12 protein-coding genes and 2 pseudogenes are annotated in these 14,941 nt (G+C 47.5%); all 14 read right to left on the bottom strand.

Annotated features, from left to right (window positions below):
* Positions 1 to 37 precede the first annotated feature (37 nt).
* Positions 38 to 844: an alpha/beta hydrolase family protein gene (locus tag DW083_RS05675; RefSeq protein WP_122331718.1), complete on the bottom strand. Its 807-nt coding sequence runs from the start codon at positions 842 to 844 to the stop codon at positions 38 to 40.
* Positions 845 to 875: 31 nt separating this feature from the next.
* Positions 876 to 1,976: a cytochrome-c peroxidase gene (locus DW083_RS05670; RefSeq protein ID WP_122331717.1), complete on the bottom strand. Its 1,101-nt coding sequence runs from the start codon at positions 1,974 to 1,976 to the stop codon at positions 876 to 878.
* Entirely contained in the window at positions 1,976 to 2,152 is a 177-nt protein-coding gene (locus DW083_RS05665; RefSeq protein ID WP_115498803.1) for a DUF4250 domain-containing protein, read from the bottom strand. Before DW083_RS05665 ends, DW083_RS05670 begins: the two co-directional genes overlap by 1 nt.
* 3 nt (positions 2,153 to 2,155) lie before the next feature.
* Positions 2,156 to 3,049, bottom strand: coding sequence for a 4-hydroxy-tetrahydrodipicolinate synthase (gene dapA, locus DW083_RS05660; protein WP_115498804.1), 894 nt, complete (start codon positions 3,047 to 3,049; stop codon positions 2,156 to 2,158).
* Between the two features lie 93 nt (positions 3,050 to 3,142).
* Positions 3,143 to 3,664 (bottom strand): hypothetical protein, encoded by a 522-nt coding sequence (locus DW083_RS05655; RefSeq protein WP_122331716.1) that lies wholly within the window; start codon positions 3,662 to 3,664, stop codon positions 3,143 to 3,145.
* The gene (gene ligA / locus DW083_RS05650; protein WP_122331715.1) at positions 3,661 to 5,664 is read right to left on the bottom strand and encodes an NAD-dependent DNA ligase LigA; all 2,004 of its coding nucleotides are present in this window, start codon (positions 5,662 to 5,664) and stop codon (positions 3,661 to 3,663) included. The genes DW083_RS05655 and ligA overlap by 4 nt, the downstream gene beginning before the upstream one ends.
* Before the next feature lie 88 nt (positions 5,665 to 5,752).
* A complete protein-coding gene (locus tag DW083_RS05645; protein ID WP_122331740.1) occupies positions 5,753 to 6,724 on the bottom strand; it encodes a PCMD domain-containing protein in 972 nt (323 codons plus the stop codon).
* 60 nt (positions 6,725 to 6,784) lie between these two features.
* Positions 6,785 to 7,885, bottom strand: coding sequence for a sulfotransferase (locus DW083_RS05640; RefSeq protein ID WP_115498808.1), 1,101 nt, complete (start codon positions 7,883 to 7,885; stop codon positions 6,785 to 6,787).
* A gap of 3 nt (positions 7,886 to 7,888) precedes the next feature.
* Positions 7,889 to 9,352, bottom strand: coding sequence for a sulfate adenylyltransferase subunit CysN (cysN, locus tag DW083_RS05635; protein ID WP_122331714.1), 1,464 nt, complete (start codon positions 9,350 to 9,352; stop codon positions 7,889 to 7,891).
* A gap of 1 nt (position 9,353) precedes the next feature.
* Complete coding sequence (gene cysD / locus DW083_RS05630; protein ID WP_199659147.1) at positions 9,354 to 10,265, bottom strand: sulfate adenylyltransferase subunit CysD; 912 nt, start codon at positions 10,263 to 10,265, stop codon at positions 9,354 to 9,356.
* A 27-nt stretch (positions 10,266 to 10,292) separates the two neighbouring features.
* On the bottom strand, positions 10,293 to 10,910 hold the full coding sequence (gene cysC, locus DW083_RS05625) for an adenylyl-sulfate kinase (RefSeq protein WP_115498811.1): 618 nt from the start codon (positions 10,908 to 10,910) through the stop codon (positions 10,293 to 10,295).
* Between the two features lie 10 nt (positions 10,911 to 10,920).
* Positions 10,921 to 12,474 (bottom strand): SLC13 family permease, encoded by a 1,554-nt coding sequence (locus DW083_RS05620; protein WP_122331712.1) that lies wholly within the window; start codon positions 12,472 to 12,474, stop codon positions 10,921 to 10,923.
* Positions 12,475 to 12,615: 141 nt separating this feature from the next.
* Positions 12,616 to 13,430 (bottom strand): annotated as a pseudogene (cysQ, locus tag DW083_RS05615) (3'(2'),5'-bisphosphate nucleotidase CysQ).
* Positions 13,431 to 14,084: 654 nt separating this feature from the next.
* Positions 14,085 to 14,914, bottom strand: a pseudogene (locus DW083_RS05610) (patatin family protein).
* Positions 14,915 to 14,941: the final 27 nt, after the last annotated feature.

Genomic DNA, 14,941 nt, shown 5'->3' with positions numbered 1-14,941 from the left:
AAACATAAGTATTTCGACTTCAAGACATAAGTATTTCTTATTTCCGGTCGAAAAATTTCTTGAAGAACATGATCTGATAATCGATTGAGTTTTTCCAATACTCACCGTTATGGGCACCGGGACGGACCAGGAAATCATGGTCGATCTTATACTTCAGGAGTTTCTTGTGAAAATCATTATTCACTTCAAAGAAGAAATCGCTGTAACCGCAATCAAAGATAATTGCCAATTCGCCATTCTTGATACGGTCAATCTGGTTGATTGCCGTATGGCTGTTCCAGACATCCTGGTTGTCGCTCTCATTCCCCAGCTGCTTGCTCATCTCCCAGTTGTTCGGAAACGGACGGATGTCGACACCTCCACTGGTACTGCCTACAGCCCCGAACACATCTTTATGGCGAAAAGCCAGCCACATGGCTCCATGTCCGCCCATGCTCAAACCGGTGATGGCACGGCCGCTACGGTCCTTGACTGTCTGATATTTGGAATCGATATATTTGACCAGTTCCCCGGAAACGAATGTTTCATAACGATACGAAGGATCTTTCGGGCTATCCCAATACCAACTGTTTTTACCGTCGGGGCAGACAAAGATCAGTCCGTCCTGGTCAGCAATATCTTTCAACTCCGGTTTCATGGAGATCCAAGTCTTCGCATTCCCGCCATATCCGTGCAACAGGTAGACCACAGGCTTAGGCGACCGGCTATTATCCGGAGAGACGACAACTACCTGGACATTCTTTTTCATTACATCGCTGTAAACAGCCAACGTATCGACAACAGCACCTTTTACTGAAAAAACAACCAGTATAAAAACAGCCAGAAAAGAGAATTTAAGTTTCATGGTTTCAATCTATTAAGTTATTTATTAAGTCCTAACGATAGCCATCGGTCAGCGCCTGCATGAAAGCAACGATGGCAGCCTCTTCCTCCGGGCTAAGCCCCAGATTGCCCAATTCCTCCCGGTTAACCGTCGCAGCATATTCGGGCGCCGGATAGTCCTCCACATCACGTACGTTATAAAAATGGACAATCTCTTCGAGCGTCTTAAAATAGCCGTTATGCCCATAAGGAGCGGTTAAAGCGATATTACGCAAAGTGGGTACACGAAACTTGCCAAATTCCGCACTGTCACCGAGAAAAGCGCCCAACCCCAGATCCATCGTATCCCGCCCTACTGTGTTATAAGGAGGCGAAACATGAAAGAACGGGTTGTCCGGATTGGAAGGGATCCCTAAGTTATCATACGTATGGTCGGTAAACAAAACACGTCCGGCACGTTCGTCTTTCTCCAGTACATGGCATTCGGCACACATCCCTTTTTCCTTAAACAAAGCCAAACCTTTCTTCTCCTGTTTGGTAAGTTTGCATTTACCCTCCAGATAGGCATCATATTTCGAAGTGTAGGGATTGACTTCCACCGAACGCTCGTAGGCAGCCAACGCATCCAATATTTTCGAAAAGAGAGAATCATCAGACGCTATCTCGCCATAAAGGCGGACAAAATCAGGATAGTAGGCTGTACGGCGAAACTTCCCGACAACCATCCGGCTGTCCTTGTTACCCATCTCCAACGGATTGATAAAAGGTTGGCCGGCCTGTTCTTCCAAAGAGTTCACACGTCCGTCCCAGAACAAACCGCCGACGTATGTTTCATCCTCGTCATCGTAATGCAAGGCGGGGACATACGCCACATATGAACAGGTCATGGCATTCCGGTTGCTGAACAAACCTTGCACGGCCCCCTCCGAAGTGATCCGCCCATATTTATCGGCAAAGCCTTTGGACGGTTCATGGCAGGTTCCACAAGATTGTCCCGCCGGTTCCGAAAGCGATTCGTCGAAAAAGATTTGTTTTCCCAAGCGTTCTTTTTCACTTAACGCCGTACAAACTCCGGTAGTACACGAAGAAAGCAACACGGCGATCCCAACCGACCATGCAGCCATCGTTTTTCCATATACTACACAACTATTCATTACCAGAACTTATTATTCTCCCGGCTATATTCGAATCCAACGTTTTTCAATTTCTGAACAAGTGTTTCTTTCTTGATATGCATATCGTCGCACAATTCATCAAGAGAAGAATAATCATCACGCAGTTTCATATTGATGACGCTAAACAGCATCATCGGATCTTCCGGCAATGTCATCTTTTAGCACTTTATACTAAGTTGGTTCAATACGTCACGGATCTTTTCAAATGTCGTAATACGGGTCGGAACCAATGGCAAACGCAACTTGTTTTCGATAAAGCCCATTGCATTCAGCATACTCTTCGCCCCTGCCGGATTACCGTCTACAAACAAAAGGTTGAACAACTCCGTAAAACTATGGTGAATCGTACGGGCACTGTTGTAGTCACCTGCCAATGCCAAGCGTACCATACGGCTAAATTCACGCGGGAAAGCATTCCCGATTACAGAGATCACACCGACAGCACCCAATGTGATAAGCGGGAACGTGATACCGTCGTCACCGGAAATCACGCTGAAGTTAGCCGGCTTGTTCTTGATGATATCGTCCATCTGAGTAATATTGCCGGAGGCTTCCTTGACTGCAATCACATTCTTAAATTCACGGGCAATGCGGAGAGTCGTTTCAGCCGTCATGTTCACACCCGTACGTCCGGGGACGTTATACAACACGATCGGCAGCGTAGTCGCTTCGGCAATCGCTTTATAGTGCTGGTAGATTCCTTCCTGGGAGGGTTTATTATAATAAGGTACGACAGACAGGATCGCGTCTATACCGTCGAAATTGTCGTTCTTCAGTTTTTCGACAATCGACCTCGTACAGTTTCCGCCCAATCCCAACACAATGGGGATGCGACCGCTAACCTTCGTTACTACTAAATCAACTATATTCTTCTTTTCTTCTTCTGTAAGTGTAGGGGTTTCCGCAGTGGTACCAAGCACAACCAGATAATCGGTTCCATTCTGCAACTGATAGTCTACAAGCCTTCCTAACGCTTCGTAGTCAACACTTTCATCTTCTTTAAAGGGAGTGATCAACGCCACACCCATTCCTTTTAAGTTTATGTCTGCCATGATTATTAATTGACAATTGATAATTGACAATTGATAATTGAAAGAAAAATAGCAACAATTATCAATCAGCCTTGCAAAAATAAGGAATTTATATCATTTTGAGCGTATCGCCTGCAAATAAAATAATATATGGTCGAACAAATGCTTGATATCTTCACGCTCTGTCAAGGATATAGACAGGTCGTACAAATCGATATCGGCACGCTTCACTCCCACCTTAAACCGGCAAGGATGCTGTAACATAATATATTGCATCGGATAACAATCAGAACGTGTAAGGTCGATCAGAATATCCGCCCTGACCGTCTTCAATTGTTCGACAATGGCATCCGAAGGGGTCTGCCAGGTATCCAGATCCTTCTTGGCATGGACTGCCGTGTATGACGCTTTCATCTCCGGAAGCGTACTGCCGGACACATAGACACAGGCCTCTACCTTTTTACGCATCTTACGCAACTTTTCGAGACAAGGCTCCACAAACTCATGGTCGTCCGCCTGGTACAAGACCAGGACGTGGCCGGCATCTTCCAATGTGCAAAACTCATGTTTGCGGTTTGCAGCTCCGGAAGCTAAAGACTGCACTTTCTTCTTAATAAAATAATTCGTCAGTCTCATTCCGCTATCATGTTTAGAAATTCGTCTTCGTTTATAATCTTCACGCCCAATTTGGCGGCCTTTTCAAGTTTAGCCGGTCCCATATTCTCGCCTGCCAGGATATAATCGGTCTTACCGGATACGGAACCGCTGTTCTTACCGCCATGTTGCTCGATCATCGCCTTGTATTCGTCACGCGAATGCTTCGAGAACGTCCCGCTGATCACGATGACCAACCCTTTCAGCTTCTCGGAACGGTTCGCCAAAACCTCTTCGGCAACGGACATCTGAAGACCATACTCTTTCAAACGGTTCACCAACGCCCGGTTACGTTCGTCGGCAAAATAATCGATTACGCTCTGCGCGATACGATCCCCGATTTCATCCACTGCCGTCAACTCTTCCAAAGAAGCTTGCTCCAGCTGTTCCATCGAATGGAAAGCGGAAACCAAACGTTTTGCAACTGTTTCCCCCACATAGCGAATCCCCAATCCATACAGGACACGTTCGAAAGACACCTGCTTGGACTCTTCAAGGCTGGCGATCAAGTTGCTCGCGCTCTTCTCCGCCCAGCGTTCCAGACGAAGCAAATCGGCTATTTCCAGCGTATAGAGATCAGCTGCGTTCTTAACATAACCGGCCTCGTACAAATCTTCGACTGTTTCCGGCCCCATATTGATATTCATTGCCCTTCGGGTAACGAAATGCTCGATCCTTCCTTTAATCTGGGGAGGGCAACCGGATTCGTTCGGACAATAATGCCCGGCTTCTCCTTCCGGACGTACCAACGGCGTTCCGCATTCAGGGCAGGAACGGATAAAACGCACCTTATCGCCTATCAGTAAAGAACGGGCTTCGACGTCCACCCCTACGATCTTAGGGATAATCTCTCCGCCTTTCTCCACATAGACCATGTCTCCCAAATGCAGGTCGAGGCCTTCGATAATATCCGCATTATGCAAGGATGCACGCTTAACAGTCGTACCTGCCAGCAAAACCGGTTCCAGATTGGCCACCGGGGTGACAGCTCCCGTACGCCCCACCTGGAAAGAGACAGAGTTCAGACGGGTCACGGCACGTTCTGCCTGGAACTTATAGGCAATCGCCCAGCGCGGGCTTTTAGCTGTAAAGCCTAAATTCTTTTGTTGCCGCAGGGAATTTACTTTCAGGACGATCCCGTCGGTTGCCACCGGCAAGTTCTTACGTTCGGTATCCCAATAGGCGATATAATCGTAAATATCCTGCAGGCTGTTACATTTACGGATCACATTCGGTATTTTAAAGCCCCATGAACGGGCAGCCTCCAGATTGTCATAATGCGTCTCAGCCGGTAACTCTTCCCCTAACAGGTAATAAAAATAGGCATCCAGCTTACGTGACGCCACGACAGTAGGATTCTGCTGTTTCAAAGTGCCGGAAGCCGCATTACGGGGATTCGCAAACAGCGGTTCTTCCTGCTCCTCGCGTTCCTTGTTCAAACGATCGAACTCAGCCCAGGGAAGCAAGATCTCCCCGCGTATTTCAAACACCGACGGATATCCGTCTCCCATCAGCTTCAAGGGTATGGAACGGATTGTTTTCACATTCGCCGTTACATCGTCGCCACGGGTACCGTCACCACGGGTTACAGCGCGAAGCAGGCGTCCGTTCTCATAAATCAGCGAGATGGAAGTTCCGTCATATTTCAGTTCGGCAACAATCTCAAAAGGCTCGTTCAGGTCACGGGCTATGCGCTCGTAGAAGTCCTTTACTTCCTCTTCCGAATAAGTGTTGCCCAAAGAAAGCATCGGATATTTATGCACTACCTGTTCAAACTCCTTGGAAAGGTCGCTTCCCACCCGCTGTGTCGGCGAATGGGGATCGGCATATTCGGGATGCGCCTCTTCAAGGGTTTGCAACTCCTTCATCATCTCATCAAACTCGCGGTCTGATATCGTCGGCGCCGAAAGCACATAATAATTATAATTATGCTGCTCCAAAGCCTCACGAAGTGCTTTTATTTTATCTTTTGCTTCCACCATTTTTCAATTGACAATTGATAATTGACAATTGACAATTAAAGACATCGACAAACAAATTGTCAATTGTCCATTGTCAATTATCAATTTATTAATATATAAGTTCTACGTTATCAATCCACATCGTATTACCCGGCGAACCGATATAAGCACCGCCATGGCTGGAAGTAAACTGCAGGATCAGATGAGTCGGCATTTCGTCTTCCTCCGCCCAGCCTATTTCCTGAATCGGGACGCTTTCTCCCCGGCTGTTCAGGGCATACCGTTCTTCCACCTGAATCCGCATATAGGGTTTATATTCCGGATGATGGGATATATCTCCATAAAGAATCGGATAAGTAGCATCGTTCGTCCAGCCGTCTGTGGACTCCGTATAACGCTGCACCATTGTCCCGACACGCTTGGCATATATGTTCCCATCCTTATCTTCCCATCGTTTCTGCAAGAAAAGGATGGCGGCGATCGAATCCTGCCCAGCCACTGTCGACTTACGACTGAAACCGGTACTGCGAATACGGTCCTTTTCCGGAGCTAACTTCACCTTATAGTCAAAACGCAGGGCTTTCGGCTTCTTGCTAAACGCAACTCCGCTGTTCAGCATCGCCTGCGGGTTCTTGGTCCCTTTGATCGGTTCGTGCACTGATCCTAAGAAAAGAGAACCGGCAGCCACGACTTCGATGTCAACCAAACCGAATACTTTTACGCTCTCCATCCGTGTTTCCAGGCGTGCGCACCATCCGTCACCCCGTTCCTCCGGGAAAACGGAAGTATTGGTCTTAACCACGCCCGCTACTTTAGCCATCACGTTGGAGTTTGCCCAAGGAGAACCGCCCCGGTTCTTATACGCCGTATTGCCGACGATCGTATCTGTCGGCCCCAGCTCATAAAGGTGCTTCGTGTTTCCTCCGATAATACCGGATTCATGTATTTCACGAACCACCCACTGGTCCATATCGCCGTAAGTAAACGGGACGACATGCTCTTGGGAATTGACAATTGAAAATTGACAATTGACAATTATCAAGAGCAGAAGAATGCGTTGTATTTTTTTCCTTAACTTCATTTTCATCTTATCTTTTCTTGCGACCCAACGACGGGCCGGCGGCGGCAATATCCGTCTCGTCTATAAAGAATACCCCCATTCCTTGAGAGCCATACCCCAGTTTTCCTCTACAAGCTGTACCGTACGGTCGTCATACTTGTATTGGTTCTTTTTATAGCCTTTCTTCTTACCGAGATATTTCTCGATATCAGCTTTAGACTCTTCAAATCCGGGGAGGTTTAATTTCTTGTAAATATCCTCCGTCATGGCAAAGGCGTCCTGCTCGAAATCCTCGAACTTCACCTCTACCAGGTTTCCTTCAGGTATCAGGTGCTTTTCTTCTTCATATTTATAGAACAAACGGCGATACACTTCGATCAGGTTGCTTTCGATCTGTTCGTTGGAAATATCCTGCAAGCGAAGCGGCTGTATCGTATTAGTGAAGAAGCTGCGTGTACTTTCGAATACGGTGTACGGATTCCGTTTCAGGTAAATAAATTTGGCATTGGGGAACATCTCGACCAATGTCTTTACACGTCCCGTATGAGGTGGGTTCTTGCTCAGGAACTGGGTTCCGTGCGTATTCCAGAGTGAAATCTTGATCAGTTTGAGGAAGGTCTGCTTAAATATTTCACGCTCATGTTCGCTGATATTATTGAACAGCAGGTAGCGATCACAATATTCTAACATGTGTTTCGGGAAAAACCAGAAGTTATAATACGAATAAGGCATCATGTTGGCCAAAGCAAACTCCTCTTCCTGGGGAAGATCCACCTTCAACTCCATATTATCGGTCGGACGCTTATCCGGCATCATGAATGACATATTCTTCTTAAAGAAAGGCTGTCCCCAAAGCATCAGGTTCGGGAATACGGTCTGATACGTCGTGTTATAACCGAAATGCTTATCGCATGAAAAGACATTGTGCATGAATGTCGTCCCGCTACGCCAATGCCCGAGGATAAATACCGGGTCCATTTCCAGCGGCTTGTCGGCAATCTTACGATAGCGTGCATTTTCAAACGGTTGCAACGGACTAAGCAGGCGGCAAACGGATTTAGTCAGAAAATACTTCTTACGAAATCCTTTGTCGATGGTTCTATTGGCTGTCACAGCCTTAAACGTTTTCCAGTCAGCCCCTACCAATGTATTGATCGGTAGCTTGTCAAATTCCAATCCCATAATTTATTTATTTTCTGTTATGTATTTCACAGGAACACCTTGCCGTTCGAGTTCCTGGCAAACAGTACGGATAGCCTCGTAGTGCTCGGCTCCGATACCCAATTCCGGCAGGTTCAGTACGGCCAGTGCATCCTCCGTCACCATATCCCGTGCATCTATGCGGCCGATAATCATACCGACAGCCGATGTGTTGTTCGTGATCGGGTCGATCAGGATGAAGGCACCAGTCTGTTTATTCTTCTGATACGGATCAAAGAACAGTTCTTTACCGGTCGTAAAGACTACACGTCCGATCTCATTCAGTTTCATTGGCAAATTCTCCACTGTCAATTGTCCATTGTCAATAGACAGCTGTTCCATCGTATTGACATTCACTTTATAGCGGATGCTGTCCACACGGGCACGTGTCAGGTTGGTCGTATGTTTGATATAGAACTGTTTGTTGACATCCATCGGTTCCTCGTCCATCCATACCAGCATCGCTTCGAAGTTACGGTCTGCAATCGGCTGATTATCCGGATGAACCAGCATTTCCCCGCGTGATACGTCGATCTCGTCTTCCAGTGTAATCGTTATGCATTGGGGCGGGAAAGCATATTCCAATTCACCGTCATACGTGACGATACTTTTTACTTTGGAAGTCTTACCCGAAGGTAAAGCCATCACCGTATCGCCCTTGCACACGATGCCGCTGGACACTTTTCCGCAGAAACCGCGGAAATCCAGATTCGGACGCAAGACATATTGCACCGGATAGCGGAAGTCTTCGAAGTTACGGTCCTGGTCGATAGGAACCGTCTCCAGAAAGTCGAGCAACGACGGACCTTCATACCAGGGCGTGCGATCGCTCCTGTCCACCACATTATCGCCATCCAGGGCGGAAAGCGGAATATAGGTGATATCCGGGATATTCAGGGAAGAGACAAACTCTTTATAGTCGGAAACGATCTTATCGAAAATCTGTTTGTCGAAATCAACCAGGTCCATCTTGTTCACCGCCAACACCACATGTTTGATGCCTAACAGGGAAACTAAATAGGTATGGCGGCGTGTCTGCGTGATCACTCCCGTACGGGCGTCCACCAGGATAATGGCAAGGTTGGCAGTCGAACCACCGGTAATCATGTTACGGGTATATTGTTCATGTCCCGGGGTGTCGGCAATAATAAACTTACGGTTGTTCGTACTGAAATAGCGGTATGCCACGTCAATGGTGATTCCCTGCTCGCGTTCGGCTTTCAGTCCGTCCAGCAACAGGGCATAATCGATATGATCGCCTGCATTGCCCATACGCTTGCTATCGCGTTCGAGGGCATCCAGCTGGTCTTCGTAAATCTTTTTACTGTCAAACAGCAAACGGCCGATCAGCGTCGATTTCCCATCATCCACCGAGCCGGCAGTCAGAAAGCGGAGTAAGTCTTTCTGTTCATCCTTATCCAAAAACTCCTTTATATTTAATGTTGCCATATTAAAAATATCCTTCACGTTTCTTTTGTTCCATACTTGCATCCTGGTCGAAGTCGATCACACGGGTCGTGCGTTCACTCTTCGTGGTGGTCATCATTTCTTCGACAATCTTTTCGATCGTGTCGGCATTGCTTTCCACAGCACCGGTCAGCGGCCAGCAACCCAATGTACGGAAACGTACCATCCGCATCCTGATCTGATCGCGATATTGTTCCGGCAAGCGGTCGTCGTCTGCCATGATCAGGTTGCCGTCGATCTCTACGCAGGGGCGTTCCTTGGCGAAATACAACGGAACGATCGGTATGTTTTCCAGACGGATATACTGCCAGATGTCCAGTTCCGTCCAGTTCGACAACGGAAACACACGGATACTCTCACCTTTATGCACACGTGCATTATAGATATCCCACAACTCCGGACGCTGGTTCTTCGGGTCCCACTGGTGGAACTTGTCGCGGAACGAATAGATACGTTCTTTCGCACGGCTCTTTTCTTCATCACGACGGGCACCGCCGAAAGCGGCATCAAACTTGTATTTATCAAGAGCATGCAACAAAGCCTGCGTCTTCATCAGGTCCGTATGGACCTTGCTGCCATGCGTGAAAGGCCCTACACCTGCATGGAAGGCCTCCATATTGGATTCGACGATCAGGTTCCATCCGAACTTCTTTGCATAGTCGTCACGGAACTGGATCATCTCCTTGAATTTCCATTTGGAATCGATGTGCATCAATGGGAAAGGAACCTTTCCCGGATAAAAAGCCTTTTCAGCCAGGCGAACCATGACGGAAGAGTCTTTGCCGATAGAATAAAGCATAACAGGATTCTCAAACTCGGCAGCAACCTCCCGGATGATGTGGATGGACTCTGCCTCCAACTCCTGTAAATGGCTTAACTTATAATCTGACATAATTATAGGATTGTTTTGTTTATTTCTTATTTATGATTGTCTTGCGACTGTTACTTTCGGAATGACCAGTTCCATCAGCTTACGGACAGAGTCCTGCAAACTCAATACGGACGTATCTAACGTCAGGTCGGGATGCCCGGGAGCCTCGAACGGCGCGGAAACACCTGTAAAGTCTTTGATCTCACCCCGGCGTGCCTTTGCATACAGGCCTTTGACATCGCGCCGTTCGCATTCTTCGATCGGCGTGCTGATATAAACCTCCAGGAAATTCTCTTTCCCGATGATGGATGCCGCCATTTCCCTTAAATCGTTGTTCGGGCTGATAAAAGCCGCTATGGTTATAATACCCGTATCGATAAAAAGTTTGCTTACTTCGGCTATCCGGCGGATATTCTCCACCCGGTCTTCCGCGGAGAAGCCCAGGTTGTTATTGATTCCGCTACGGATATTATCTCCATCCAGAATGCGGCACAACAGACCGCATTTATGCAACTCACGTTCAAGCGCAATAGCAACCGTACTCTTACCGGAACCGCTCAGCCCGGTAAACCAGACCATCACACTGCGCTGCTTTAACAAGCGCTCCTTATCCTCCCTCGTCATCATCTTATCGAAGATAGGATAGATATTATTTTGTTTTTCTTCCATTTTCAACTGTTTAGAATTTCCAGATCAACGGGATCATGAATACCGAGATCAAAAAAGTGATCAGATTCAACGGCAAGCCGATTTTCACAAAGTCCGTGAACTTGTAACTGCCGATACCTTGTACGATCAGGTTCGTCTGGTAGCCGATCGGCGTACTGAAGCTGGCGGATGCCGCCATACAGATCACGACAAAGAAAGGCGTCGGGTCCACACCCAACTGTGTAGCCACCGACAATGCGATCGGGAAGCTAAGCGCCGCAGCCGCATTATTGGTAATCAACTCCGTAAAAATATTCGTAATGATAAAAAGAATGGCCAGCAAAGCATACGGGCCTATATTGTGAGCCATATCGATAATATGGCGGGCAATCAAAGCGGCAAAGCCTGAATTTTCCATCGCCTTACTGATCGCAAAAGCGCAGGCAATCGTGATCAGGATATCCCAGGAGATATATTTCGTGTACTTCTTCGGAGGAAATATCTTTGTCCAAGCCATGATTATCGTTGTGATACAAACGAAGAAAAACATATCCAGACGGATTTCCGGAAAAGCTTTTCTCACAACAGGCAACTCCCCGACTGTCGCACCGACAATCATAAAGATAAGCAGCCCCAGCGCCAACCAGCGTTTCTTACGGGAAACTGGTTCCGTCCCCTCGCTTCCGTTGGCAAGCAGAAGGAAGACGCTCGATTCGCCCCATGTCGGCACGAACGTTTCATCCGCCCAAAGCACCAGGGTGTCGCCTTCATGCAAGACTACTTTATCCAGATCCCGCGTGAACCGTTGTCCCCCGCTCTTGACCTCTTTTACGATCGCCCCATAGTGGCGGGTAAAGTTAAACTCGCCCAATGTCTTATTGATACCGGGAAAACGCGAACCCAACACAGCCTCCACACGGTGCAGATTGCCGGGGTTTCCCTCCTCCTCCTCTTCCTCGTAAGTGTCCGTCCGTGAATCGGGCAACAGTTTATTGGAGAATATAAACAGATAGATAATACCGGCCAAAGCGATAAAGATGCCGACCTTACCAAGTTCGAACATCGTAAACCCTTCGTAGCCTGCCTCCAGGATCATCCCGTGCACAACCAGGTTGGTCGACGTCCCGATCAGGGTACAAATACCGCCTAAGATCGTCACATAAGAAAGAGGTATCAGGAATTTCGTTGCCGGCAGCTTGACCGACTCCGCCCACCGTTTGATGATCGGAGCAAAGATAACGACAACAGGAGTATTATTCAGAAAAGCGGAGATAAAAGCGATAGGCGGCAACATACGGAACTGCGCCTTGAAAACAGTCGTTTTCCCTTCCGGCAACAGTTTCTTTATAAGCTGTCCCAATGCACCGCTCTGCCGGATACCCTCGCTTACCAGAAAAAGCATCCCTACGGTAATCATTCCTTTATTGCTAAAACCTTCCAGCATTTCCTTCGGCGTCAATATACCGGCACACAGGAACAGCACTACAACCGTGAGTAACACCATCCCGGGTCTCAACTTATCCCAGATCAACGCCACTATCATGCCGACCAAAGCCAGCAATACAAATATTATTTCAAAGTTCATGCCTACCCAATCTGTAAGTATAAGTTTTTAGATAAGGTGCAAATGTAATAAGAATATTAAAGCCAATCTCATTACAATAACCTATTTTTAGGGATTTCTTACTTACAGACCAAAAGTTTCAGCAAACGGAACAAACGTTCGTCAGAGGGGTTTGACTATGAACCAAGGATTGTGAAGGTCTTCCTTATTATACTTTAAAGGTGTCTTTCCGTCTATATGGAAAACCTCACATCCGGCTGCCCGTGCAATTGCATGTCCGGCTGCCGTATCCCACTCCATTGTCGGGGCAAAACGAGGATATACATCGGCCGATCCGTCTGCTACCAAACAGATTTTCAGACTGCTGCCGCTGCTTATCAGCGTAACCGGCTGCCCCTGTTTACGCAGGTTTTCTATAAAAGCGGTCGTATCTTCCGTCTGGTGCGAACGGGAAGCCACGACAACAACTCCCTGATGCCCCATCGACAAAGGCAGACGCACGGCATTCGCCAGCATCTCATCCATTGACGGCTGGTTACTGCTATCCACTCCGGTAAGCTTAAAAGCCCCCTGCGAATCGACGGCAAAATACAATTCCTTCCGTACCGGGACATAGATAACGCCCAACACTGGCACTCCTTCTTTCACGAGCGCGATATTCACTGTAAATTCACCATTCTTCTTGATAAACTCTTTCGTTCCATCCAGCGGGTCCACAATCCAAAGTTCATCCCACGCCGAACGTTCGCAAAAGGAATCTCCTTTCCTTCTTCGCTCAATACGGGAAACGGGGTTACGGACAATGCCATCGATATAATCTTATGTGCTTTCTTGTCCGCCTTTGTCAAGGGGGAGTTATCGGCTTTTCGCTCGATACCGAAATCAGACTCAGGATCGGTATAAATATCCATGATAGCTTTGCCAGCATCGAGGGCGGCACGCACTGCTATATAAAGGTAGTTTGCATAGTTGTTCATCATCACTTGTCTCTTTTTTAGATTGTCAATATACAAATATAAGTATTTTCCTTGAATAACCGGAATTATAAGGACTTCTTTTTACACTTCGGGAAGATTGGCGGACCATAGGTATAGTTTACCGGAGGGGGGCTTATTGTATAAAACGCATTTTTCAGCCTCGGAAGAAGTCCGAGACACAATAAATATCAATCCGATTTTCAGCCGTCAAAAAAGGGCTTTTTCCCCTTTCCCGGGAGTCTATTGCCGGGAAGTCAACCTTTATTTCATTTATCCGGAACTTTATCGCCCTGAAGACGGTCGTCATACCCTATGAAGACGGTCGCCATTCAAATGAAGACGGTCGCGACGGCGATGAAGACGGTCGTCATGGCGACAAGGCCCCGGAATTTCCTTTGAATATTTGGGACACCGCCCATCTTCGTTTTGCTACAGGCGATTCTCCGGGAGTTAAGGTTTATCACATTGGCGGTGTTTCCTCCTTCCGGCAATCAAATTGCACGCTTTCCAGAACGAGCTGCGCACCTCATCTCCTCTGTTGTCAGCCAAACAGATTAAAACCGTGAAAAAAGTCAATCCAAAATCGATCAACTTTTCGGACGAAATAGAAAAACACCCCGGAAAGGGGGTTATTGTCAGTTTTAACATATTTAACTACACGATCGACCGCCCAATCTCATATCCTTCTTCATAAAGGGCGGTCAGCTTCTTCCGGTCGCTGGTCGTGCGTCCCACTTCTATTTTCTTTTCAGGACGGATAACGATTGCGTCTCCTTTGGCTTCCAGCTCGTCGATATAGTCCAGCACTTCGTTATAACGACGGTAGCGCAGTTTCAACTGTTCGCGGATAGCCGGATATTGGCGGTAGATAAATCCCGGCAACCAGAAATCCTTTTCTTTTTTCCGGTAGCCTTTATTGCGTGTCAGGATAATCACATTCTTGCGGAAGCCGTCGTCGATGGCACGCTGGATGGGGATTGCATCGCAAACGCCTCCATCTACCATCGGTACGCCGTCTACATACGCCACCGGACAAAGCACCGGGAGCGTACATGAAGCGCAGCAGATATCGACAAGGCGCTTCGCGTCATGTTTTTCCTCGAAATATTCGGCTTTACCGGTGAGGCAATTGCTGGTGACCATCACGAAACGGTCCGGCGATTTGAAATAAGTATCAAAATCGAGCGGGTAATATTTCTCCGGATAGATATAAAACAGATATTTCATATCGATATATCCCCGCCCACGCAGGAAATGCCGCAGACCTATGTAGTTATACTTTTCCAGCAGGTCGATATTACTGAAACGGGAACGCCCGGCTGCCGGGAAGCATAAGAGATGCCATTGCTTGCACCAGCGGAAACACCTATTGTATAAGGAAACCAAAGGTTATGCTCCATAAAGCAATCCAGCACGCCGACGGTAAAAACGGCACGCATTCCCCCGCCCTCCAGCACCAAACCTGTATGACTGTCTATTTCCATATCTGTTTTATTATAAAATAAAAGCCA

This window comes from Parabacteroides sp. AF48-14, assembly GCF_003477465.1.
GTDB lineage: Bacteria > Bacteroidota > Bacteroidia > Bacteroidales > Tannerellaceae > Parabacteroides > Parabacteroides acidifaciens.
The sequence above is the reverse complement of the archived record's forward strand: the minus strand, read 5'-3'. Positions and strand labels throughout refer to the sequence as shown.